At 42.4% G+C, this 22,489-nt stretch carries 22 protein-coding genes; 19 read left to right on the top strand and 3 right to left on the bottom strand.

The genetic code is table 11. The features are described 5' to 3' along the window. Positions 1 to 4 precede the first annotated feature (4 nt). From KFE17_06900 to KFE17_06860, 9 genes are all read left to right on the top strand, one after another. Positions 5 to 796, top strand: coding sequence for a type III pantothenate kinase (locus KFE17_06900; protein ID QUO33655.1), 792 nt, complete (start codon positions 5 to 7; stop codon positions 794 to 796). Between the two features lie 459 nt (positions 797 to 1,255). Then, positions 1,256 to 2,305 (top strand): LacI family DNA-binding transcriptional regulator, encoded by a 1,050-nt coding sequence (locus KFE17_06895; protein QUO33444.1) that lies wholly within the window; start codon positions 1,256 to 1,258, stop codon positions 2,303 to 2,305. A gap of 85 nt (positions 2,306 to 2,390) precedes the next feature. Then, positions 2,391 to 5,465: a DUF4981 domain-containing protein gene (locus KFE17_06890; GenBank protein ID QUO33443.1), complete on the top strand. Its 3,075-nt coding sequence runs from the start codon at positions 2,391 to 2,393 to the stop codon at positions 5,463 to 5,465. A 32-nt stretch (positions 5,466 to 5,497) separates the two neighbouring features. After that, positions 5,498 to 6,406 carry a sugar ABC transporter permease gene (locus KFE17_06885; protein QUO33442.1) on the top strand — a complete coding sequence of 303 codons (909 nt, stop codon included), beginning with the start codon at positions 5,498 to 5,500 and terminating at the stop codon, positions 6,404 to 6,406. Beyond that, entirely contained in the window at positions 6,406 to 7,239 is an 834-nt protein-coding gene (locus KFE17_06880) for a carbohydrate ABC transporter permease (GenBank protein QUO33441.1), read from the top strand. Before KFE17_06885 ends, KFE17_06880 begins: the two co-directional genes overlap by 1 nt. A gap of 24 nt (positions 7,240 to 7,263) precedes the next feature. Further along, the gene (locus tag KFE17_06875) at positions 7,264 to 8,556 is read left to right on the top strand and encodes an extracellular solute-binding protein (GenBank protein QUO33440.1); all 1,293 of its coding nucleotides are present in this window, start codon (positions 7,264 to 7,266) and stop codon (positions 8,554 to 8,556) included. 66 nt (positions 8,557 to 8,622) lie between these two features. After that, complete coding sequence (locus KFE17_06870; GenBank protein ID QUO33439.1) at positions 8,623 to 9,990, top strand: MATE family efflux transporter; 1,368 nt, start codon at positions 8,623 to 8,625, stop codon at positions 9,988 to 9,990. A gap of 7 nt (positions 9,991 to 9,997) precedes the next feature. Continuing rightward, a complete protein-coding gene (locus tag KFE17_06865; protein ID QUO33438.1) occupies positions 9,998 to 10,891 on the top strand; it encodes a DMT family transporter in 894 nt (297 codons plus the stop codon). Then, positions 10,863 to 12,017 (top strand): M20/M25/M40 family metallo-hydrolase, encoded by a 1,155-nt coding sequence (locus KFE17_06860; protein ID QUO33437.1) that lies wholly within the window; start codon positions 10,863 to 10,865, stop codon positions 12,015 to 12,017. The genes KFE17_06865 and KFE17_06860 overlap by 29 nt, the downstream gene beginning before the upstream one ends. A 75-nt stretch (positions 12,018 to 12,092) precedes the next feature. Here the strand turns inward: KFE17_06860 and KFE17_06855 are convergent, their stop codons facing one another. From KFE17_06855 to KFE17_06845, 3 genes are read right to left on the bottom strand one after another with little or no spacing between them, the layout of a single operon-like run. Then, positions 12,093 to 12,707, bottom strand: coding sequence for a manganese catalase family protein (locus KFE17_06855; protein ID QUO33436.1), 615 nt, complete (start codon positions 12,705 to 12,707; stop codon positions 12,093 to 12,095). Position 12,708: 1 nt separating this feature from the next. Continuing rightward, positions 12,709 to 12,978 carry a spore coat protein CotJB gene (locus KFE17_06850; GenBank protein ID QUO33435.1) on the bottom strand — a complete coding sequence of 90 codons (270 nt, stop codon included), beginning with the start codon at positions 12,976 to 12,978 and terminating at the stop codon, positions 12,709 to 12,711. Continuing rightward, entirely contained in the window at positions 12,975 to 13,214 is a 240-nt protein-coding gene (locus KFE17_06845; protein ID QUO33434.1) for a spore coat associated protein CotJA, read from the bottom strand. The genes KFE17_06850 and KFE17_06845 overlap by 4 nt, the downstream gene beginning before the upstream one ends. Positions 13,215 to 13,347: 133 nt before the next feature. Here KFE17_06845 and KFE17_06840 point away from each other — a divergent pair, with 133 nt between their 5' ends. From KFE17_06840 to KFE17_06795, 10 genes are all read left to right on the top strand, one after another. Next, on the top strand, positions 13,348 to 13,590 hold the full coding sequence (locus KFE17_06840) for a hypothetical protein (protein QUO33433.1): 243 nt from the start codon (positions 13,348 to 13,350) through the stop codon (positions 13,588 to 13,590). Positions 13,591 to 13,692: 102 nt separating this feature from the next. Further along, a complete protein-coding gene (locus KFE17_06835; GenBank protein QUO33432.1) occupies positions 13,693 to 14,124 on the top strand; it encodes an ACT domain-containing protein in 432 nt (143 codons plus the stop codon). A gap of 209 nt (positions 14,125 to 14,333) precedes the next feature. Further along, the gene (nadA, locus tag KFE17_06830; protein QUO33431.1) at positions 14,334 to 15,242 is read left to right on the top strand and encodes a quinolinate synthase NadA; all 909 of its coding nucleotides are present in this window, start codon (positions 14,334 to 14,336) and stop codon (positions 15,240 to 15,242) included. 16 nt (positions 15,243 to 15,258) lie between these two features. Continuing rightward, positions 15,259 to 16,563 carry an L-aspartate oxidase gene (locus KFE17_06825; GenBank protein ID QUO33430.1) on the top strand — a complete coding sequence of 435 codons (1,305 nt, stop codon included), beginning with the start codon at positions 15,259 to 15,261 and terminating at the stop codon, positions 16,561 to 16,563. Beyond that, on the top strand, positions 16,556 to 17,413 hold the full coding sequence (gene nadC, locus KFE17_06820) for a carboxylating nicotinate-nucleotide diphosphorylase (protein ID QUO33429.1): 858 nt from the start codon (positions 16,556 to 16,558) through the stop codon (positions 17,411 to 17,413). Before KFE17_06825 ends, nadC begins: the two co-directional genes overlap by 8 nt. Positions 17,414 to 17,433: 20 nt before the next feature. After that, the gene (locus KFE17_06815) at positions 17,434 to 17,952 is read left to right on the top strand and encodes a transcription repressor NadR (protein ID QUO33428.1); all 519 of its coding nucleotides are present in this window, start codon (positions 17,434 to 17,436) and stop codon (positions 17,950 to 17,952) included. A 66-nt stretch (positions 17,953 to 18,018) separates the two neighbouring features. Next, a complete protein-coding gene (asnB, locus tag KFE17_06810; GenBank protein QUO33427.1) occupies positions 18,019 to 19,899 on the top strand; it encodes an asparagine synthase (glutamine-hydrolyzing) in 1,881 nt (626 codons plus the stop codon). A gap of 22 nt (positions 19,900 to 19,921) precedes the next feature. Then, positions 19,922 to 21,100 carry a cell division protein FtsW gene (locus KFE17_06805; GenBank protein QUO33426.1) on the top strand — a complete coding sequence of 393 codons (1,179 nt, stop codon included), beginning with the start codon at positions 19,922 to 19,924 and terminating at the stop codon, positions 21,098 to 21,100. A 135-nt stretch (positions 21,101 to 21,235) separates the two neighbouring features. Then, the gene (locus KFE17_06800; GenBank protein QUO33425.1) at positions 21,236 to 22,075 is read left to right on the top strand and encodes a DegV family protein; all 840 of its coding nucleotides are present in this window, start codon (positions 21,236 to 21,238) and stop codon (positions 22,073 to 22,075) included. Positions 22,076 to 22,094: 19 nt separating this feature from the next. Beyond that, positions 22,095 to 22,337 carry a hypothetical protein gene (locus KFE17_06795; GenBank protein QUO33424.1) on the top strand — a complete coding sequence of 81 codons (243 nt, stop codon included), beginning with the start codon at positions 22,095 to 22,097 and terminating at the stop codon, positions 22,335 to 22,337. The last annotated feature ends 152 nt before the right edge of the window (positions 22,338 to 22,489 follow it).

Below are 22,489 nucleotides of genomic sequence, written 5' to 3'. Positions count from 1 at the left end.
AATGATGGTACTTGCAATTGATATAGGAAATACAAATATTGTAATTGGATGTCTGCGGACAGCAGAGGACGTTGTGTTTGTAGAGCGCCTCTCTACAGATGCAACAAAGACAGTTCTGGAATATGCAATCAGTATTAAAAATGTATTAGAATTATATGGAATAGAAGGAAAAGATCTGGATGGTGTTATCATCTCTTCTGTTGTTCCTCCGGTTACCAATCAGATGAGAGAATCGGTGGAAAAAGTGACGGGATTAAAGGCAATGGTTGTGGGACCGGGAGTAAAAAACGGCCTGCATATTCAGATGGATAATCCTGCTCAGGTAGGAAGCGATCTGATTGTCAATGCGGTTGCAGCGCTGCATGAGTATCAGCCTCCGCTGATTGTAATCGACATGGGAACTGCGACGACACTTTCTGTTGTAGACCGGGAGCGGAATTATATCGGAGGAATGATTTTGCCGGGAATAAGAGTTTCTCTGGATTCCCTTGTCAGCAGAACCTCTCAGTTATCTAAGATCAGCCTGGAAGCTCCTAAGCGTCTCATTGGGAAAAATACGACAGAGTGTATGAAGAGTGGTGTCGTGCATGGAAATGCAGCCTGCATCGACGGTATGATTGAACGGATCGAGACGGAACTTGGAGAAAAAGCAACGGTGCTTGCTACAGGTGGTCTGGCACAGGTGATTATACCGCATTGCCATCATGAAATTATTGTAGATGATGCGCTGCTGTTGAAAGGATTGCTTCTGATTTACTTGAAAAATCAGGAAGAACCGAAGAAACGGCGCAGATAATCAGATTATCGGTCCGGTATGCGCTATAAGGAAGGCAGAAGAACAGAAAAATAAATATATCAAAAGGCAGTACGTTTAAAGTATGTATAAACTTCTAAACGTGCTGTCTTTTTTTATTGTGAGAAAAAAATAACAGAGAGAAAAGGAAGGAAAGAGAGATATTTTTCGTAACAAGAAATGATTTTAGCAATTTTTTATGCTAAAATTACCAATATATAAGTAAAATACAGTTAAAAAAGGAGGTGGAGTGATATAAAAATAACAAATATTTAGTAATATAATTACTAAATAAAACAAGTAAATTAGTAAAAAGATTAAAAAAGTAATAAAAATATACAAAAAAATAATTAAAAACAGAATAAAATAATAGAAAGGTGCTAAAACAGATGCTATAATTACATTATCAAAAAAGTTCGAAAGTAAAAAGTAGTAAAACTGTTTGGTAAAAAAGGTGGTAAAATGACGACGTTAAAGGATGTGGCAGCAAAGGCAGGCGTATCACAGGCCGCAGTTTCAAGGGTGTTAAAGAATGACAGAACATTTTCCGTATCGGAGGGAACGCGACAGAGGATTTTGAGAGCAGCTGAAGAGCTGGAATACCGGGGGCGTTCAGAACGGTTGGAACATACATTCGTAGACCTGCCGAAGGGAAAGATAGGAATCTTTCTTTTATATCAGGAATTGCTGGAAATTGAAGACAGTTATTATCAGATTGTTCGTCTGAGTTTAAAACGGGAACTGGAAAAGAATGGTATGAAGGTCGAAGAGATCTTTCTGGATACGATGGAAAAAGGAATCGAAAAGTTTTCAGAATTTCAGGGGATTGTCTTAGTCGGTCATCCGGGACTGTGGTTTCATGCAAGCGAGCTGAGGACATTGCTCAGAGAAGCAAATATTCCTGTTGTCTGTGCAGATTTTGAACTGGAAGACGGAGAATTGAATGCGGATTACATTGTCAATGATTTTGAGAGTGTTGTGCAGAAAGCGGTAGAGTGTTTTGAAAGAAACCGATATCAGGAAATTGGTTATATCGGAACGTATGGAATTGAGGTTTATGGGGCGCTAAAGGCAGACAGGCGTTATTTGTATTTTAAAAAGATGTTAGAGCAAAGAGGATTGTTCCGGGAAGAATTTGTCTGGCTGACAAACAATAGCTATATTACGAATGGATATGAACTCGGAAAGAAAATCTTAAGAGAACATCGTAAGCTTCCGAGAGCGGTATTTGCAGAAAATGATAGTCTTGCCATTGGATTTCTGCGTGCGCTGAAAGAAAATGCAGTCAGTGTTCCGGATGAAATTGCAATCATTGGATGCAATGATGTGCAATCAGCAGCATTTATGACCCCGCCGCTGACAAGTGTGAAGTTAGCGAATGATTTGATCGGAACAATGTCAGTGCGGCTTCTACTGGAGCGGATGATGAGCGGAAGAACAGAGAGTGTGAAGGTTGTTGTTCCGAATCACCTGATGGTTCGGGGAAGCTGCAGTGACAGTCAGCCGTTATAACTATAAAAGATAAAAGCAAACTGCCGGTGACGGGCAGAAAAATATTACAAAAACAAAAAAAGGAAATGATTTTAGGAGGGCCGATATGGAATTTAATTATCAACATCAGGACTGGAGCAATCTGAAGGTACTTGGAAGAAACCGGATGCCGGTTCGTCCATTTTACACAGGATGGCAGTCGAAAGAAGATGCAAGAACAAAGAAAAAAGAAGAGAGCGGAAAGTATACTTGTCTGAATGGAACATGGAAATTTGCTTATTTTACATCACCGTTCCTTGTTCCGGAAGGCTGCACAGCAGAAGTGTTTGATGACAGCGAATGGGATCAGATGCCGGTTCCGGGACATTGGCAGTTAAATGGATATGATCATCCACACTATAATGATGCTTACGCATTATTCCCGATTACAGATGATCCGACAATTCAGGCAGACAATCCGACAGGGGTGTACCGCAGAACACTGCAGATTGAAAAACAGGATACATTGGAATATATTTTACGGTTTGACGGTGTGGAAAGCGCTTATCATGTTTGGGTAAACGGACAGCAGGTTGGATATAGTCAGGGACCGAGAAATACAGCAGAATTTGACATTACACCATATGTAAAGCATGGAGAAAATGTGCTTGCTGTTGAAGTTTATAAATATTCTGACGGAAGTTACCTTGAGAATCAGGATATGTGGTGGTTTGCAGGAATCATCAGAGATGTAGCGCTGATTACCCGTCCGCTTGTTCATTTATCCGATTATAAGATTGACGCATTGCTGGAAGAGGATCTTTCCACAGGAAGTTTTCATGGAGAGCTTATCGTTGAAAATCATACCGCAGAGACAGTGGAACTTACGATAGAGACAGAATTATATGACGGAGCGAAGAAAGTTTTTGCAGAAGAACATCCGGTAATTCTTTCCGGTGTAAACGCAGATGATGAGAATCAATGCCGGGAAGGCAAAATGACAGTTGTAATCGATCAGAAGATTCCGGAAGTACAGCCGTGGTCAGCGGAAGTTCCGTATTTGTATGATGTTGTTATGACGGTAAAACAGAATGGAGAAGTCGTTGAGGCATACTCCTGCCGGACAGGATTTCGGACAATCTGTTTAAAAGACGGACTGTTCTACGTCAATGGCGTTCCGATTAAATTAAGAGGCGTGAACCGTCATGACTGGAATGAACATACAGGACGCTGTATCCGGGAAGAAGATATGCTGGCAGACTTATATCTGATGAAACAGAACAACATCAATGCGGTTCGTACATCACATTATCCGCCGACACCGGTATTTTTGGATATGTGTGATACCCTTGGACTTTATGTAATGGAAGAAGCGGATCTGGAATGCAACCAGATGTCTTATACAAAGAAAATGAACCGTATCAGTGATGATACACTTTGGGAAGCAGCTTATATTGATCGTGCAGAGCGCATGGTAAGAAGGGATAAGAACCATCCATCCATTCTGTTCTGGTCTCTTGGAAATGAATCCGGATTCGGTTCCGCCTTTGTGGAAGAAGGAAAATTTGTGAAAGCATATGATCCGACAAGATTAATCCACTATGAAGAAGACAGAGATGCTTCTATTGCAGATGTTTACAGTACGATGTACACAAGACACCATCAGTTGGAGATGCTTGGAAAAGATACTTCAAAACCAAAACCGCATGTGGTATGTGAATATGCTCATGCAATGGGAAATGGTCCGGGAGGATTAAAGGAATACTGGGAAATCTATGAGAAATATCCTCGCCTTCAGGGTGGGTTCATCTGGGAGTGGGTTGACCACGGTTTAAAGAAAACAGATGAAAATGGAAAATCCTATTATACATACGGTGGAGATTATGAAGATCATCCAAACAGTGGCGCATTCTGCTGTGACGGACTGATCCAGGCAGACCGCACACCGACACCGGCAATTCTGCAAGTGAAGAAAGTGCTGGAACCGGTTGTTTTCCACGGCTTTGATCCATGTACAGGAATGATCACGGTAGAAAATAAATATGACTTCCAGGGATTAGAGCATTTGGAAGCAACAGCAGTGATTGAATATCCGGAAGCAGGAACAACTGTAAAAGAAGTTGCAGTAGACTTGAGCGGAATCAAACCGCATGAGATGAAGCAGGTTCAGATTTATCATCCGGAAGAATTACAGCTTGGGGATGCAGCAGAAGACTGTTGGATGACAATCCGTGTTGCGTATCGCGAGAAACCGGTATGGGCAGCAGAAGAACACCATGAAGTTGCATTCCATCAGGAATTATTAAAAGCAGGTGTGAAAGAAGTTCAGACAGCTCCGGCGGCAGAGCTTCAAGTATCTGAGGCAGCAGGAGTGATCCTTGTTCAGGGAACAGACTTTGAAGTTGGATTTGACCGTGTTCATGGAAACCTGTGTAAATATGTATTTAAAGGAGAGACGCTGATCCAGGAAGGAAAAGATATGAACTTCTGGCGTGCTCCGGTAGATAATGATATTAATGCAAGAAAAATCTGGCAGACAGGCATGATCGATCATGTATGCAATGTTGTAGAAAATGTTGCAGTAGAAGAGAAAGAGAATGAAGTTGTGATTGTTGTAAAACAGTTCTATGCGCCGATTATTCTTGAATGGAAGATTTTAATTAAAGCTGAGTATCACATCAGCACAGAAGGAGTAGTCACTGTAAAATACCACGGAACACCGGTTGGAAATCAGCTTCCGGAATCCTTCCCTAGAATCGGGCTGCGTTACGTTCTTCCAAAAGAATGTGAACAGGTAAAATGGTATGGAAGAGGACCTCTGGAAACTTATAAGGACTGCAAAGAAGGAAACAGATTCGGCTGCTTTGAAAGCACAGTGTCAGATTTCTATTTCCCATATGTAGTACCTCAGGAAACAGGAAACCATGAGGATACAAAATGGGTAGAATTTGCAGGAAAGAATGGACGTATTCTCCGCATTGAAGCGAAAGATACATTTGCATTTGGAGCATTGCACTATACGCAGGAAGCGCTTACAAAAGCAACGCATACGAATGAAGTAGAACCGATGGAAGAGACTGTACTTTGTATCGATTATGCACAGCATGGCCTCGGAAGTGCAAGCTGGGGAGCAGAATGTCTTGAGAAAGATCGTCTGCATCCGGAAGTATTCGAATTCGAATGGAGCATCAGCGGAAAATAAAAAAACATTCTGAATAAAAGGGAGGTAAAGGAATGAGCAGCAAAACAGGCGCAGATTATAGTCTGCCAAAGAGAAAAAGCTTAATGACAAGGAAAAATGCACCGTATCTGTTTCTGACACCAATGATTATTTTGTTTGCAGTGTTTATGATTTATCCGGTTATTAAGTCATTAATACTGAGTTTCCAGGATTTTACAGATGGACAGTATATTTTCTGCGGAATTCAGAACTATGTTACGATGTTCAAAGATCCAATCTTTTGGAAATCACTGAAAAACACATTTATTTACCTGGCAGTACAGGTACCGGTCATGGTAGTACTCTCACTGGTACTCGGAGTTATGGTGGAACAGGCTTTCTTAAAGTTCCGCTCCGGATTCCGTATGAGTATCTTCCTGCCGTCAGTAACAGCATTAGTAGCATATGCAATTGTGTTTAAGTTATTATTTAACACAGATTTTGGTCTTGTAAACCATGCACTAAGAGCACTTGGATTCACTGGAGTTGACTGGCTGAATACTGTGTGGGGTGCAAGAATGGCAATCATTATTGGTATCACATGGAGATGGACAGGATACAATACAATCATCATGATCGCCGGATTAAAAGGAATTCCGTTGGAGTTATATGAATCAGCAGATATTGACGGAGCAAATGCGTTCCAGAAATTCTTCTACATCACAATTCCGATGGTAAAATCCATCATTTTATTTGTCAGCATTACATCAACAATCGGTACATTGCAGTTGTTCGATGAATCTTTCATCTTAACAGGCGGAGGACCGGATAATGCTACCATTACAATTGGACATTATTTGTATAATACAGGATTCTCATATTACAAGTTCGGCTATGCAGCTGCAATCAGCTATGCACTCGTTGTAATCATTGGAATTTTGTCAATCATTCAGTTTAGAATGTCGAAAGGAGGAGAAGACTAATGAAGAAAAGTAAAGCAAATGTATCTAAAATCTTTACATATGTATTTCTTATAATTGCAGCATTTGTCTCTCTGTTTCCGTTCTACTTTATGTTTGTATCAGCGACAAATACAAATGCAGATATTTTAAGTGCGACACCAAAGCTTTTCTTTGGCACAAACTTATTAGCGAACCTGGCAAACTTAAATAAACGTCTGGATCTGGGAAGAATTCTGTTGAACTCCTGTATTTTGACATTTACTTATACAGGACTGGCAATGCTTCTCCACTCTATGTCAGGATATGCATTTGCAAAATATGAATTTAAAGGGAAAAACCTTATTTTTGGTATCATTATGGTAACAATGATGATTCCGGGACAGGTAATGTATGTGCCGCTGTTTACATTAATGAATAATATCGGTTGGGCAAATACATATCAGGCAGTTATCCTTCCGGGTCTGGCAGGAGCATTCGGAATGTTCCTGATGCGGCAAAATATGTTGGCATTCCCGACATCACTGATCGAGGCGGCGAGAATTGATGGATATGGCGAGTTCTCAATCTTTATGAAAGTCGTTATGCCTTCCATGAAACCTGCGCTTGGTGCAATGGGAATCTACATGTTCATGAGTATGTGGAACAGTTTCATGTGGCCGTTGATCATTTTAGGAACAAAATCTATGTATAACTTCCCGGTAGCGCTTTCTATGCTGGATGGAGTTGCATGGAGAAAAGATTACGGTGTAATTATGTTAGCGACAGTGTTTGCAGTATTACCAATCTTAATTGTCTTTCTTGTGTTTCAGAAACAGTTCGTTGCCGGCGTTATGGGTGGAGCTGTAAAAGAATAAATTTCATCAAAGGAGGAAAATGAAATGAAAAAGAAACTATTGGCAATTTTAATGGCAACAGCAATGACAGTATCATTAGCTGCTTGCGGCGGTGGCGGATCCGATGCGAAGAAAGAGGGCGGATCTGATGACGGAAAATTATCCGGTGAGATTACAGTATGGAGCTGGGATGTGGCTTTAGCTCATATGGAAGCGCAGGCAGAGAGATTCCAGGAGAAATATCCAGATGTAGAATTCAATTTTGAAGAGATGGGTGTTCAGCAGGTATACCAGAAAATGACAACATGTCTGCAGTCTGGAATCGGACTTCCGGATATTGTATCTCTCGAGGGTGAGCAAATGGCAAAATTCGGTGAGAAGTTCCCAGGTAAATTTGAAGAATTTACTGATATGATCAATAAAGATGATTTCTTCCCGATTAAGATCGCCGAATGTACAAGCGATGACAAAATTATCGCATATCCGTGGGATTCCGGCCCGTGTGGAATGTTCTACCGTGCAGACTTATTTGAAGAAGCCGGAATCAAAGCTGAAGATATCGTAACATGGGATGATTTCATTGAAGCCGGTAAAGTTTTGAAAGATAAAACAGGTGTTGACATGCTTTGTATGGCAGAGTCAAGAAGTGATGCTACATATCGTTTCATGTTAATGCAGCTTGGTAAGTTCTATTTTGATGCAGAAGGAAATCCGCAGGTAAATTCCGAAGAATCTATTAGAGCAATGGAAATGTGCAAAAAAATGTACGAAGCAGGTATTACATTTAATAACTCATCTTGGGATGATATGGTAGCAGGTATGACAGCTGACAAATTTGCATGTATCGCAGAGGCTGTTTGGATGGTTGGTTCTATCAAAGATGCAGCTCCGGATCAGGCAGGCAAATGGGCATGTATGCCACTTCCAAAATTTGATGCAGATGCAGAAGCAATGGGCGCATCTAACGGTGGATCAGTTCTTGCAGTTCCGTCAGCAAGTGAAAATGCAGAAGCAGCAAAAGAATTTGTAAAATTCTGTATGGAAGATGTTGATGCAAACGTAGAAGGATTCCAGAACTATGGTTTATATCCGTCATACCTTCCGGCATTAGAGTCAGAAGTATTCCAGGAAGGCGATGAATACTTTGGCGGACAGAAATTATTTGATATGTTTACAGAGATTGGTAAAACAGTACCACAGGTAAACTATACTTCTAACTTCGCAGAAGCAATTGAAATGTCTAAAAACTGTGTTGCAAGAGTGCTCCTGGAGGATGCAGATCCTGCAAAAGTTTTAAGTGACGAACAAGAAGAAATGGAAGCAAAATTCGGTAAATAATAATCGGGATGAAAGATAAGTGTTGGGGGTTTTCCCCCGGCACTTATTTTTAGAAGGGAGGATTATTTGTACGAGACAAAGAAGATAAAACGAGAGATCTACCACATCATTATTCCGATGATCCTGGAAAACATTCTCCAGATTTCAGCGAGTCTTATTACAACAGCGATGGTTGGAAGACTTCTGGCAAATGATATTTCTGCACAGGGGATCTGCGTCAGGATAACGGATACGCTGTGGGTATTTTATAAAGGAGTGGCAATTGGTGCTACGGTTCTGATTGCGCGCGCCTATGGTGCAGGAAAGAAAGAAAACTGCAGAAAAATTATGGAGCAGACGTTGCTGACAGAATTAGCAGTCGTTCTGCTTGTGCAGATTTTTTTATTTTTCCGCGCGGATATTTTCCTCGGATTCTTTTCGAAAGATCCACAAATTCTGACACTTGCACAAAGTTATATGAAAATTGTAGTGATAGGATTTACAGGAAATGTTATAATGACTCTTGTTACAGCAGCGTTTCAGGGATATGGAAATACAAAAACACCAATGTATATTGCGGCAGCAATGAATATTGTAAACATTGTCTGCGGTTATGTATTCATTTTTGGGATTGGTCCATTGAAAGGAATGGGAATTCAGGGTGCAGCTGCAGCGCTTGTTACAGCGCAGACATTTGGAGCTGTTCTTGGATTGTATTTGCTGTACAATAAGAAAAAGGGATTATTCTCAGATACGGTACGTCAGGGAAGTTTCTTTAAGCTTGACCGTAAATGCATTTATGAAGTATATACAACAGGAATTCCGGCAGCTTTGGAAAGCATGTTCTGGCAATTTTCAGCTATCATTTTAAGTAAGATTATTCTTTCTTACGGAGCGGCGGCATTTGCAGCTTATCAGCTTGGAATCCAGGCGGAAACGATTACGGAAATGCCTGCGATCGGCTTTAGTACGGCTTCCACAACATTGGCGGCGCGTGCAATCGGAAAGAGGGATCAGAAGCTGCAGAAAATATACTTTAAAGAACTTTTGAAAGTAGGAACAGCTATCAGTGTTGTAACATCGCTTCTGTTGATCCTGCTGCCAAAAGTATTTATGCAGATGATGACGAACAAACCGGAACTTCAGGCAATTGGTGTTGTATATGTGTTTGTGATGGGATTTATTCAGATTCCGCAGAACTTATCAAGAATATACAATGGAACAATCCGGGCGCTTGGTTATAAGAATACGCCAATGCTCGTAGCAGGATTTGGAATCTGGATCGTCAGAATTCCGCTTTGCCTGCTGGCAGCATTTGTTCTGAAGCTTCCGATCACAGCAATTTGGATTGTGATTGCATTGGATCAGCTTTCAAGATTCTGTCTAAGTGTATTTTTGTACGGACGTATCGGCAAGAAGAATCTATTCCCTGCAGATACATTAGAAATGGAGTAAAGAAACAATGAAAAACAAATTAGGAATTGCAGGACTTCTGGCAGTAACAATCATATGGGGAGGGGGCTTTGTAGCCAGCGATATTGCGCTTGTAGGGCTGACGCCTTTTCAGATTATGGCAATCCGTTTCCTGATTGCAACGATTGTAATGGCAGCACTTGCAGGAAAAGAGATTAAAACGATTCGGAAAGAAGAATGGAAATGCGGTGCAATTCTTGGATTCTTTCTGTTTGGAGGATTTGCACTTCAGATTATTGGACTTCAGTATACGACACCGTCCAAAAATGCATTTTTAACAGCTACGAATGTAGTGTTTGTTCCATTTATTGCGATGGTACTTTATAAGAGAAAAGTAAAAGCACAGTCTCTGGTAGGAGCGGCGATGGCAATCATAGGCGCCGGAGTGCTCTCGCTGCAGGCAGATTTCAGTATGGGAATCGGCGATGCCCTTACCCTTGTCTGTGCGGTCTGCTTCGCATTCCAGATTTTCCTGACAGGAGAATTTGTTGGAAGAATCCGGCCTATGGTACTGAATTTTATTCAGATGGCGATGGCATTTGTATGCTCTTTGGTGGGCTATCTCTTTTCAGGGGAGCTGGCGTTCCATGCAGATAAAAACAGCATCTGGGCAGTGTTATATCTTGGTCTGATCAGTACCTGCCTGACTTACTTTTTACAGACACTCTCACAGAGATATGTGGAAGAAACGAAAGCAGCTATTATTCTTTCAATGGAAGCAGTATTTGGAACAGTCTTTTCTGTTATTCTGCTTCATGAACAGGTAACCGCGAAGATGTTAATCGGATCAGCGCTGATCCTCGGAGCAGTGCTCGTTTCAGAACTTCCTGTATTTGCAGGCAAGGAGGCAAAAAATGTCCAGAAATTGGGAGAAAATCAATAGACAGATTGATACGTTTATTGAAAACAATCAAAATGAGATCATTGAAAATGTATGTCGTCTCGTAGGAATACCAAGTGTCGAGGAAGAAGGATGTACAGCATATCCATACGGGGCAAAATGTGCAGAAGCGCTGGACTTTTGTGCAGAGCTTGCCAAAGAAAAAGGATTAATTGTGGATAATTATGATTATTATGGCCTGGAGATCAGACTGCAAAAGGAGCAGAGTGGAAAACGACTGCTTTTTGCAGCACATGCGGATGTTGTTCCGGCATCGGAAGGAAATCTGTACCCGCCTTTTCAAGGAATTGTGGATAAAGGCTATATAATTGGACGCGGGGTGGTGGATGACAAAGCGCCGCTGATCGCGCTTTTATATGCGCTGGCATTTTTAAAAGAAGAAGAGCTGATTCCGATGAATGATATCCGACTGTTTGTAGGTTCCCACGAAGAAACAGATATGGAAGACCTGAAATATTATCTTCAAAGAGCGGGGCAGCCGGAGTTTGGAATTGCAGCGGATGATGATTTTCCGATTACGAATGGTGAGAAAAGCGTGTTGAAATTTCAGCTTAAAGGGAAAGAAACTGTTGATGAAGTCAAAGAACTATTGCAAAAAGACAGTACCGGAGAAGTGTTTGGACTGTCGGTAATAGATCCGGTTTGCGGAAGATCTCGATGCAAAGTGACAGAAGAAATCGATGAGATGACAAAAGAAAGAATTTTGTGCTGCGATCTGAGACTTCCGTCCAGCGAAAACCTTGATGAAGCTGAGAAAAAAATCCGCGCCTTTGCGGAAAAACAGGGATTAGAGATGACTGTTCTGAGACTGGATCAGGGGTATTGGATCTCAGAAGAGGAAGAAATCCCATCGCTTCTTGTAGAGTTGTATCATAAGCTGACAACATTGGAGGATCGTCCATATATTATGGAAGGATGTACCTATGCAAGACATTTTAAACAGGGATGCGGCTTTGGTGCGGGACAGCAGGGAGAGAAGAAACCATTTCCCGAAGGTCACGGAAGCGCTCACGGACCGGATGAGGCACAGAATATTCAGGTGCTTTTGCGGGCGTTAAAACTTGATATTCTGGCGGCATTGGCAATTGATGAGCTGTGGAGCAAGTAATCATTATGAATAAAGGGAGCTGGGCAGATGAGTGCGCCAGCTCCTTTTATCTGTGAATACAGGAAAATGCTTATGCTATGATGTCTGGCAGTTTCTGCGGTCAAATTCCGGATTGAACGCATAGAAATTGCGGCTGTCGAGACGATCCTGCACATGTCGCAGTGATTCACCGAAGCGTTGATAGTGGACGATTTCCCGCTCTCTTAAGAAGCGGATCGGATCACAGACTTCAGGATCTTTTACGAGACGGAGAATGTTATCGTAAGTTGTTCTTGCCTTTTGTTCTGCTGCCATATCTTCGTGCAGATCAGTGATAGGATCCCCTTTTGACTGAAAATAAGTTGCTGTCCAGGGAGCTCCGCTTGCCGCCTGTGGCCAGAGCGCCAGTGTGTGATCTACATAATATGGAGCAAAACCGGATTTTTCGATTTCTTCCGGAGTTAAATTGCGCGTAAGCTGATGGACAATCGCACAGATCATCTCCATATGGGCGAGCTCTTCGGTGCCGATGTCAGTCAGGGTAGCGGTTACTTCGTTGTATGGCATCGTATATCTCTGGCTCAGATAGCGCATAGAGGCAGCAAGCTCGCCGTCCGGGCCACCAAACTGACTTATGATGACTTGCGCCATTTTGGGATTCGGTTGTGAGATTTTTACAGGGTACTGCAGTCTTTTTTCATAATTCCACATATTAACATCCTCCTTCCTGCCACGGCCACGGATCATTGATCCAGTTCCACGTATAAGAATCGGAGCGCATTGCGTAATCTACCGTGAGAGGACCGAATTCTTCAGCATATTTTTTCAGAGCTTCATTGCGGAGACGGCTGTATTCCTGATAGTAATTTAGCGCTTCCTGATTGTCCGGGTGCGTATTGAGAAATAATTTAATGTCATCTACAGCAAAGCTTACAACATTAATGTGATGGAGCATTTCCTGACGCCGGGATTGATTTCTCATCGCATCATCCCTCCTTTTGGCATAAATGGTTTATCGAGGGCCTCGAAAATAGTTCCGCGGCAGAAGCCTTTTGTTGCTTCATATGGGCAGGCCCATTGCTGCCACGGAACATAAGCCATAGCAAGCGGCATGCCTTTTAATGGATCTTCGACAGCAGTCTGACGTATGCGGGTACATCCGCAGCTCTGACGATTTGGCATTCTCTGAGGCACATTCATATTTGGATAGTTTTGCATGTGCAGTTACCCCTTTCATTGAATTTACAATATATAGTATGAAAAATATAAGAAAGCGTGCATCTGTATGTGAGTCAGGATTGAATTTCTTGCGTCAGAATGTTATAGTAAGCAGAGGAAGGAGGCTTGTCGGATGAGACAGGAAGAATTTAGAATGGAACGCCCTGGACTTGTGAAGGCAGGCGATGTGGTTAAGATTACGGAGCGTGCGAACGGAAGTCTTTACAGTTATATTATCGAACCATCAGTGGCTATGTCAGGGATTTTCCGGAGTTTTGAGCGGATCAGATCGAAAGAGGGCATTGTCCATGAAGTGAAAGATACCCCAAGAGGGTTTCAGGTTGTAGTTAATTTTGATGAAGAACCGCGCAAATAGCGATGTTTTCTTTGAAGCAGGAAACGCATTGGCTTTGGAGAATGGAAGGTTCAAATAGATGAGCAGTTGGCAGAAAGAAGCGGCATGAAGGAGGAAGAGGACATGACAGTAAAACAGATTTCGGTATTTGTGGAGAATACAGCGGGAAAGCTGGCTGAATTTATTCGGGTGCTGTGTAAACACAATATTAATATACGGGCACTTTCACTGGCAGATACGAGAGATTTTGGAATACTCAGGCTAATTGTAGATGACACTTATGAGACGGTGCATATGCTGGAAGATGAAGGGTATGTATTTTCTATTACAAAGGTACTGGCAGTGGCAGTACCGGATGAGCCGGGATATTTGTACCGTATTTTGACAATTCTTGGAGATAATGACATTAATATTGAATATACATATGCGTTTCATCATAAGACGCAGGAGGTAGCTTATATGATCTTCCGTGTGGAAGATAATGAGAAGGCGGTAGAAGTGCTGACAAGAGAGGGCGTGAAGATGATCGATCAGGAGCATCTGAGAGAGATTTAACACGACAGTATTTTCTGAAAATCAGTTGGCAGATAATCATGGCAGAAGAATAAAGACATTCCGGAGAGGTTGCTCTGGGATGTTTTTTATTGTTTTTTGCGGGAAATTGCTTTGAAATTGTCTGTATTGACAAAAGTACAACAACTGTCTTGTCAGTTGTAAAGTTTTGGTGTATAATCCGTGGGAATGATAAAAAGGAGGCTCGGAATATGGGAGCGTTGGAGGAAAAGATTTTAAAACTGAAACAGGAGAAAAATGCTGTGATCATGGCTCATTACTATGTGCCGGACGAGGTGCAGGCAATTGCGGATGATATTGGCGATTCGTATTATTTAAGTGAGCGGGCAACGAAGACAGATGCAGATATCATTGTGCTTTGCGGTGTTTCCTTTATGGGAGAAAGCGCAAAGCTTCTGAATCCGGAAAAGAAGGTACTGCTTCCGGATCTGCAGGCAGATTGTCCGATGGCGCATATGGCAAGCCCGGAACGGATTCGTATGGTAAGAGAACAGTATGAAGATGTGGCAGTTGTGTGTTATATCAACTCTACGGCAGAATTAAAAACACAGGCAGATGTCTGTGTAACTTCTGCAAATGCGGAGAAGATTGTGCGTGCCCTGCCGAATAAATATATTTACTTTATTCCGGATCAGCATCTTGGACAGCATGTGGCGGAGAAAGTTCCGGAGAAGAAATTTATTTTTAATGACGGATATTGTCCGATTCATCGTCAGATCCGAAAAGAAGATGTGCTTAGAGCGAAAGAAGAACATCCGGATGCGGTATTTCTTGTTCATCCGGAATGTGCGAAAGAAGTCGTGGATCTGGCAGAGTATGCAGGAAGCACTTCCGGAATTATCAAGTACGCATCTGCCAGTGAGCAGAAAGAGTTTTTGATCGGAACAGAAGCGGGAGTTTTTTACGAATTAAAGAAACAGAATCCGGAGAAGGTATTTTATCCAATTAATATTCATCAAGACTGTCCGGGAATGAAGCTTGTTACATTGGAGAAGATTTATGATGTGCTTCTGCATGAGACAAATGAGGTGCAGCTTGACGAAATGACGATGGAGCGGGCGAAACAGCCTTTGACCAGAATGCTTGAGTTGGCGAAATAAAGACAGGTGGAAGGAAATGGAAAAGACATATGATGTAATCATCGTTGGATGCGGGGCGGCAGGATTGTTCTGTGCGCTGCATCTTCCAGAGAAAATGAAAATACTGTGCATCACAAAGGATGAGGCAGATAAGAGCGACTCTTTTCTGGCGCAGGGAGGAATCTGTGTTCTGCATGATGAAAATGATTATGACAGTTTTATGGAAGATACATTGAAAGCCGGGCATTATGAGAACAGGCGTACTTCCGTTGATAAAATGATACGCTCATCCAGAAGTGTTGTAAATGAGTTGATTGAATATGGAGTGGCATTTGCGAAAAAGGACGGAGAGCTGAATTACACAAGAGAAGGGGGACATGCAAGACCTCGTATTTTGTTTCATGCAGATGTGACCGGTAAGGAGATTACAAGTACATTGCTTGCCCATGTAGAATCCAGGGCAAATGTAACGCTTCTGGAATATACCTGGATGGTGGATCTGATCACAGAAGGAAATCGCTGTCTTGGTGTTGTGTTGCGGGATAAAAATGGAGAGTTCCATACTGTAAGGGCAGATGATACTGTTCTGGCCTGCGGCGGCGTCGGGGGGCTTTATGAACATTCAACGAATTTCCGGCACATTACGGGAGATGCGTTGGCGATCGGATTGAAACATGGGCTGAAGATGGAACATCTTGACTATGTACAGATTCATCCGACAACACTGTATTCCAAAAAGCCGGGGAGAAGATTTTTGATTTCAGAGTCTGTCCGGGGAGAAGGCGCTCTTTTATACGGTGCAGACGGGACACGTTTTACGAATGAACTGCTTCCGCGGGATATTCTCACAGGTGAGATCAGAAAACAGATGGAGAAGGACGGAACAAAACATGTGTGGCTTGATATGAGACCGCTTGGAGAAGAGATGATCTGCAGTCATTTCCCGAATATAAGAGAAAAGTGCATGGAAGAAGGCTATGATGTGCTGAATGAGTGCATCCCGGTTGTTCCGGCACAGCATTATTTTATGGGAGGTATCTGGGTAGATACGGAACACAGCAGAACGTCTATGGAAGGGTTGTATGCGGTTGGGGAAACAAGCTGTAATGGTGTTCATGGAAGAAACCGTCTGGCAAGCAATTCGCTTCTGGAGAGTCTTGTATTTTCAAGAAGCGCCGCAGAACATATCCGGGAACTGGAAGAAGAGAAGAACGGCTCAGAGGAAGTACAGCAGAATGAAAGCATAGATTTCAGTTGCTATGAGGACGCAGAGGCGCTTCGGGAAACATATAAAACGATGATATTGAATGAGATGGAAAGGATGCAAAAAGAGCATGTATAATCAGATTACAATGAAGGTCAATGCGGATCATCTGATCCTGCAGGCATTGGCAGAAGATATTACGAGTGAAGATATTACAACAAATGCAGTGATGCGAAATGCCTGCAAAGGAGAAGTGGAGCTGATCTGTAAACAGGATGGAGTGATTGCAGGGCTGGATGTATTTGCCCGTGTATTTGAACTGCTGGATGAAACCGTGGAGATTGAACGTTTCTGTGAAGACGGAGATGAAGTGAAAAATCAGCAGCTTCTGGCAATTGTGCGCGGAGATATCCGAGTGCTGTTATCCGGCGAGCGGGTTGCTTTAAACTATTTGCAGCGCATGAGCGGAATTGCAACATACACACATGAAACGGCAGCGCTCCTTGCAGACTGCAAGACAAAGCTGCTTGATACGAGAAAGACAACACCGAATATGCGTATTTTTGAAAAATATGCAGTAAAAGTAGGAGGAGGCAACAATCACCGCTATAATCTCTCAGACGGAATTCTTTTGAAAGATAATCATATCGGAGCTGCCGGAGGGGTAAAAGAGGCGGTAGCTATGGCAAAAGAGTATGCGCCGTTTGTAAGAAAGATTGAGATTGAGACAGAAAACCTTGAGATGGTAAAAGAAGCTGTTGAGGCCGGAGCAGATATTATTATGCTTGATAATATGAGTGTAGAAGAAATGAAGGAAGCAGTTCGGCTTATTGACGGTCGTGCTGAGACAGAATGCTCTGGAAATGTAACAAAAGAAAAGATTGCAATGCTGAAAGAAGTGGGTGTGGATTACATTTCCAGCGGCGCACTGACTCATTCTGCACCAATCCTTGATGTTTCTCTAAAACATCTTCATCCGATTGAATAGACAGGTTGGAGGAAAGCAGTATGAATGGAGAAGAACGAAGAAAGGCAATGCTTGACTGTATCAGGAAAAGCAATGCGCCGCTGTCCGGCTCCAGACTGGCAGAGCTGTTCGGAATCAGCAGACAGGTTGTTGTGCAGGATATTGCCCTTTTAAGAGCAGCAGACTACGAGATCATTTCGACGAACAGAGGGTATCTGTGCGCGTCAGGACAGCGCGTCAGGCGTATTTTCGAAGTGAAACATACAGAAAAAGAAATCGCAGAAGAACTCTATGCGATTGTGGACTGCGGCGGAACGGTGGAAGACATCTTTATACGGCATGAGGTATATGGAGAATTGCGTGCAGAGATGCATCTGAGTTCGAGGCGTCAGGTAAAAGAATTTTTAGGTGAGATTCAAAATGGCGGCTCTGCTCCGTTAAGCCATATTACATCCGGATATCACTATCACACGATTTCGGCAGAATCAGAGGATGTGCTTGACAGTATTGAAGAAGAACTGAGGGAACTTGGATATCTGGTCAAAAAACAGTTGTCTTGACAATCGGACAAGGGTATAATATTATAGTACGATAAAAACCCGGTCAGGGAATAAAGGAGATTGAATATGTGCGGATTTGCCGGATTTGTCGGAAAATTGGACGAGAAAGAACAGGTACTGACATCGATGATGGATACGATCGTTCATCGCGGACCGGACAGTGCCGGAATGTACTGTGACGAAGAGGTGGCTCTTGGTTTTCGCCGTTTAAGTATTATTGATATTACAGAGAGCGGAGACCAGCCGTTGTACAATGAAGATAAAAGCAAGGTACTTGTATTTAATGGAGAGATTTATAACTATCAGGAACTGCGCAGGGAACTGATTGAGGCTGGGCACGTATTTCAGACCAATACAGATTCCGAGACGCTTCTGCACGGATATGAGGAGTGGGGAACACTGCTTCTGAAGCGGCTCCGGGGAATGTTTGCATTTGTAATTTGGGACTGCAAAGAGAAGAAACTGTTTGCCGCCCGCGACATGTTTGGAATCAAACCATTTTACTATGCGCAGATGAATGGGACATTGCTGTTTGGCTCGGAGATTAAGTCCTTTGTAGAACACCCGCATTTTGACAAGGTGTTTAACGAGAAAGCGCTCGGCAATTATCTGTCTTTCCAGTTTGTGCCGACGAATGAGACTTTTTTCAAAGGCGTTTTTTGCCTGCAGCCGGGATACTATATGACTTATGAAAATGGAATTTTGGAGCTGAAGCGGTATTTTGAACCGCAGTTCCATGAGAAGACGGACCGGTCTTTCGAGGAAGTGGTAGACGATGTGGAGCGCGTGATGAAGGAATCAGTGGAAATGCATAAGATCAGCGATGTAGAAGTTGCATCTTATTTGTCCAGTGGAGTGGATTCCAGCTACTTGACGTATCTGTCTCAGGTAGATCATACATTCACAGTAGGCTTTGATGAACAGAAATACAGTGAGATTCAGGATGCGAAGGAATTTGCCGATAGTATCCATATGAAGAATGACAGTAAGGTGATCGCGCCGGATGAATACTGGGACAATCTCTCTGATATTATGTATTATATGGATGAACCGGTAGCAGATCCGGCAGCGATAGCACTTTATTTTCTGAGTCGTGAGGCATCGAAGAAAGTAAAGGTAGTGCTGTCAGGAGAAGGTTCTGATGAGCTGTTCGGAGGCTATAATATTTACTGTGAGCCGCTTGAATATACCGGTTTTAATAAGATTCCATTCTGGATTCGCAGACTGCTCGGAACATTTGCAGAGAATTGTCTGCCGCGGGGCATGAAGGGAAGAAGTTTCCTGATGCGTCATGGAAAGACATTGGAAGAACGGTACTTTGCAAATGCAACGACAATCTTTACAGAGAAGGAGGCGAATAAGCTTCTGAGAAAGGGCTGTGAACCGGGAATCCGCAGGGTAACAGCGCCTCTTTATGCGAGGGTAAAAGACAAAGATCCGGTAACGAAGATGCAGTATGTGGATATGCATCTCTGGCTTGTCCATGATATCCTGATGAAAGGGGATAAAATGGGAATGGCGAACTCGATCGAGGTGCGTGTTCCGTTTCTGGATAAAGAAGTATTTAAGCTTGCCAGCAGTCTTCCGATGGATTACAAAGTAAGAGCGCCGAAGACAAAGGTAGCGCTTCGGGCAGCGGCAGACCGTGTCATCCGCAAGAAGACAGCGGAGAAGAAGAAGCTTGGTTTTCCGATTCCGATCCGTGTATGGCTTCGGGAAGAGAAATATTATGAACGTGTGAAAAAGATGTTTGCCACAGAGGCAGCAGAACAGTTCTTTCACACAGAGTATCTGAACCGTCTGTTAGAGGAACATAAAGAAGGAAAGCAGGATAACAGCAGAAAGATCTGGACAGTTTACATTTTCCTAATCTGGTATGACAGATTTTTTGTCAATGGAAAACCAGTCCATCCATCTGCAATGAAAGGTGAGAAACCTGCGGCATAGAATAAAGACAAGGAGCGATGATATGCGTAGAACGGCAGGGAGAAAGCCGGTATCCAGAAGAAAAAAACAACCGAAGACAATTCAATATTTCGATTACAGTCTGTTGGCAACGATTATCTTTCTGGTTTGTTTTGGGCTTGTAATCCTGTACAGTACAAGTGCTTACAGCGCTCAGGAAAAATTTGGCGATCCTATGTGGTACTTTCGAAAACAGGCAATTATTACGGTAGGAAGTCTGATTGTGATGGCAATCGTGTCACGGATCAATTACCATGTATATGCAAGATTTGCAAAGTTATCTTATGTTGTAGCATTTATTCTGATGCTGCTGATCCTGACGCCATTTGGAATTGAAGCAAATGGGGCAAGGAGATGGGTAGGAATTCCGGATACGCCGTTGCAGATTCAGCCCGCAGAGGTGGTCAAGATTGCGGTTATCCTTTATATCCCATTTCTCGTATGCCGCACAGGCAAATACATCGAAAAGTGGGATCATCTGAAAGAAATTCTAATCTATGGAGGAGCAGCCGGAATCGGTGTGCTCATTCTGACAGACAACCTGAGCAGTGCGATCATTGTACTTGGAATTACTGCGATTATTTTATATGTATCTTATCCGAGGACAAAGAAAATCGTGCAGTATTCTATGCTTGCAGGGATCGTTGGATATATTGGAGTTCGGCTGTGGGCATCTTCACTGGCGAAAAGTGATAACTTCCGGCTGCAGAGGATTATTGTGTGGATTAATCCGGAAAAACATGCCGGCAATAAAGGATTCCAGACGCTTCAGGCTTTGTATGCAATTGGTTCCGGCGGTTTTTTTGGAAAAGGTCTGGGAGCCAGCACACAGAAAATGATTATTCCGGAGGTGCAGAATGATATGATCCTTTCAATCATCTGCGAAGAACTTGGAGTATTTGGAGCGATTGTTGTACTTGTAATGTTCGGAATGATGCTCTATCGTCTGATGTTTATTGCTCAGAACGCACCTGACAAATATGGTTCTCTGATTGTAACAGGAATTTTTGCCCACATTGCGATACAGGTTATTTTAAATGTAGCCGTTGTGACGAATCTGATTCCAAATACCGGAATTACACTGCCATTTATCAGCTATGGAGGTACATCGATTTTGTTCTTGATGATTGAGATGGGGATGGCTCTCAGTGTGTCGAGATCAATTCAATTTGATGAATCATAAAAAACTCTTTTCAGAAAGAAAAAAATGTGCTATTATAATGTAGTATTTAATACTACTTGTAATAGAAATAGTTATATAAAAGTGAGCAGTATTCTTATTGAGCGTTAGGAAAGAATACATGCGGGAGGATAGGAAATGAGTTATAAGATTGTAATCGACAGCTGCGGTGAATTGACAGAAGAGATGAAAGTATCAGGAATTTATGAAAGCATAGCATTGGGAATTGATATTGATGATCATCATATTGTAGATGACAAGACATTCTGTCAGCAGGAGATGTTGCGTATGATTAAAGAAAGTCCTAATTGTCCAAAGTCATCCTGTCCATCTCCGGAAGCATATATGGAAAGTTATCGGTGCGAGGCGGAGCATGTGTATGTGGTAACGTTGTCAGCGAATTTGAGCGGATCTTATAACAGTGCAGTACTTGGAAAGAATCTGTATCTGGAGGAATATGGTGAGAAACAAATTCATGTATTTGATTCTAAAAGTGCATCCGTAGGGGAGACACTGATCGGTCTGAAGATTGCTGAATGTGAAGAAGCCGGGATGAATTTTGAAGAGGTAATTGCACAGGTAGAAGCATATATTGAAGAACAGCACACATATTTCGTATTGGAGACATTGGAGACGCTGCGAAAGAATGGAAGACTGACAGGACTGAAAGCCGTTATGGCGACAGCGCTGAATATTAAACCATATATGGGATCGACACCGGAAGGCACGATTCAGCAGCTTGGTCAGGCAAGAGGGATTACGAAAGCACTTGCTAAGATGTGTGATACTGTTTTGAAGGAAGTGAAGGATCCGGAGAAGAAGATTCTTGGTATTACACATTGTAATTGCAGAGAGCGGGCAGAAAAAGTGCGTGATCTCATTTTGAGTAAGATTTCTGTGAAAGATGTGGTGATTCTTGATACAAGAGGAATCAGTACAATGTATGCCAATGACGGTGGAGTGATCGTTGTAATCTAAGATAAAAAGGAGCAGAACAATGAGTCAGGAGAAAGTAGATAAATATAAACAGGAAAAAGCAAATCGTAAGCAGATTATGAAGAAAGAGAAGCGAATGAAAGTAGTTCGCAGATGTTTTTATTCTGTGATCGGAATTGCGCTTATAGGATGGCTTGGCTATTCTGCATATGATAATTATCAGGCGAATCAGCCGAGAGAAGTTGCAGAAGTGGACTACAGTGCATTCGAGAATTATCTGAACGAATTGAACAGCGCAGAGTAATCAGAAGAGAGAAGATTCCGACAAAGGGAGTCTTCTTTTTTGAGTTTTTTATCAGGTTATAAAAGCTTTAAGAAAAATTTAAGAAACCAAAAAATATATACTGAAAAGTCCGGTTAAATGTGGGGGATAGGGATTCACCCCCACAGCCGGTC

It is taken from the genome of Faecalicatena sp. Marseille-Q4148 (genome assembly GCA_018228665.1).
Taxonomy (GTDB): domain Bacteria; phylum Bacillota; class Clostridia; order Lachnospirales; family Lachnospiraceae; genus UBA9414.
Note: the sequence above shows the minus strand (reverse complement) of the source record. Positions and strands in the feature narration are given on the sequence as shown.

Bases quoted from the DNA above. Each gene is read 5' to 3' on its own strand.
- KFE17_06900 (QUO33655.1), top strand. From the start codon at position 5: ATGGTACTTGCAATTGATATAGGAAATACAAATATTGTAATTGGATGT.
- KFE17_06895 (QUO33444.1), top strand. From the start codon at position 1,256: ATGACGACGTTAAAGGATGTGGCAGCAAAGGCAGGCGTATCACAGGCC.
- KFE17_06890 (QUO33443.1), top strand. From the start codon at position 2,391: ATGGAATTTAATTATCAACATCAGGACTGGAGCAATCTGAAGGTACTT.
- KFE17_06885 (QUO33442.1), top strand. From the start codon at position 5,498: ATGAGCAGCAAAACAGGCGCAGATTATAGTCTGCCAAAGAGAAAAAGC.
- KFE17_06880 (QUO33441.1), top strand. From the start codon at position 6,406: ATGAAGAAAAGTAAAGCAAATGTATCTAAAATCTTTACATATGTATTT.
- KFE17_06875 (QUO33440.1), top strand. From the start codon at position 7,264: ATGAAAAAGAAACTATTGGCAATTTTAATGGCAACAGCAATGACAGTA.
- KFE17_06865 (QUO33438.1), top strand. From the start codon at position 9,998: ATGAAAAACAAATTAGGAATTGCAGGACTTCTGGCAGTAACAATCATA.
- KFE17_06860 (QUO33437.1), top strand. From the start codon at position 10,863: ATGTCCAGAAATTGGGAGAAAATCAATAGACAGATTGATACGTTTATT.
- KFE17_06855 (QUO33436.1), bottom strand. From the start codon at position 12,707: ATGTGGAATTATGAAAAAAGACTGCAGTACCCTGTAAAAATCTCACAA.
- KFE17_06850 (QUO33435.1), bottom strand. From the start codon at position 12,978: ATGAGAAATCAATCCCGGCGTCAGGAAATGCTCCATCACATTAATGTT.
- KFE17_06845 (QUO33434.1), bottom strand. From the start codon at position 13,214: ATGCAAAACTATCCAAATATGAATGTGCCTCAGAGAATGCCAAATCGT.
- KFE17_06840 (QUO33433.1), top strand. From the start codon at position 13,348: ATGAGACAGGAAGAATTTAGAATGGAACGCCCTGGACTTGTGAAGGCA.
- KFE17_06835 (QUO33432.1), top strand. From the start codon at position 13,693: ATGACAGTAAAACAGATTTCGGTATTTGTGGAGAATACAGCGGGAAAG.
- nadA (QUO33431.1), top strand. From the start codon at position 14,334: ATGGGAGCGTTGGAGGAAAAGATTTTAAAACTGAAACAGGAGAAAAAT.
- KFE17_06825 (QUO33430.1), top strand. From the start codon at position 15,259: ATGGAAAAGACATATGATGTAATCATCGTTGGATGCGGGGCGGCAGGA.
- nadC (QUO33429.1), top strand. From the start codon at position 16,556: ATGTATAATCAGATTACAATGAAGGTCAATGCGGATCATCTGATCCTG.
- KFE17_06815 (QUO33428.1), top strand. From the start codon at position 17,434: ATGAATGGAGAAGAACGAAGAAAGGCAATGCTTGACTGTATCAGGAAA.
- asnB (QUO33427.1), top strand. From the start codon at position 18,019: ATGTGCGGATTTGCCGGATTTGTCGGAAAATTGGACGAGAAAGAACAG.
- KFE17_06805 (QUO33426.1), top strand. From the start codon at position 19,922: ATGCGTAGAACGGCAGGGAGAAAGCCGGTATCCAGAAGAAAAAAACAA.
- KFE17_06800 (QUO33425.1), top strand. From the start codon at position 21,236: ATGAGTTATAAGATTGTAATCGACAGCTGCGGTGAATTGACAGAAGAG.
- KFE17_06795 (QUO33424.1), top strand. From the start codon at position 22,095: ATGAGTCAGGAGAAAGTAGATAAATATAAACAGGAAAAAGCAAATCGT.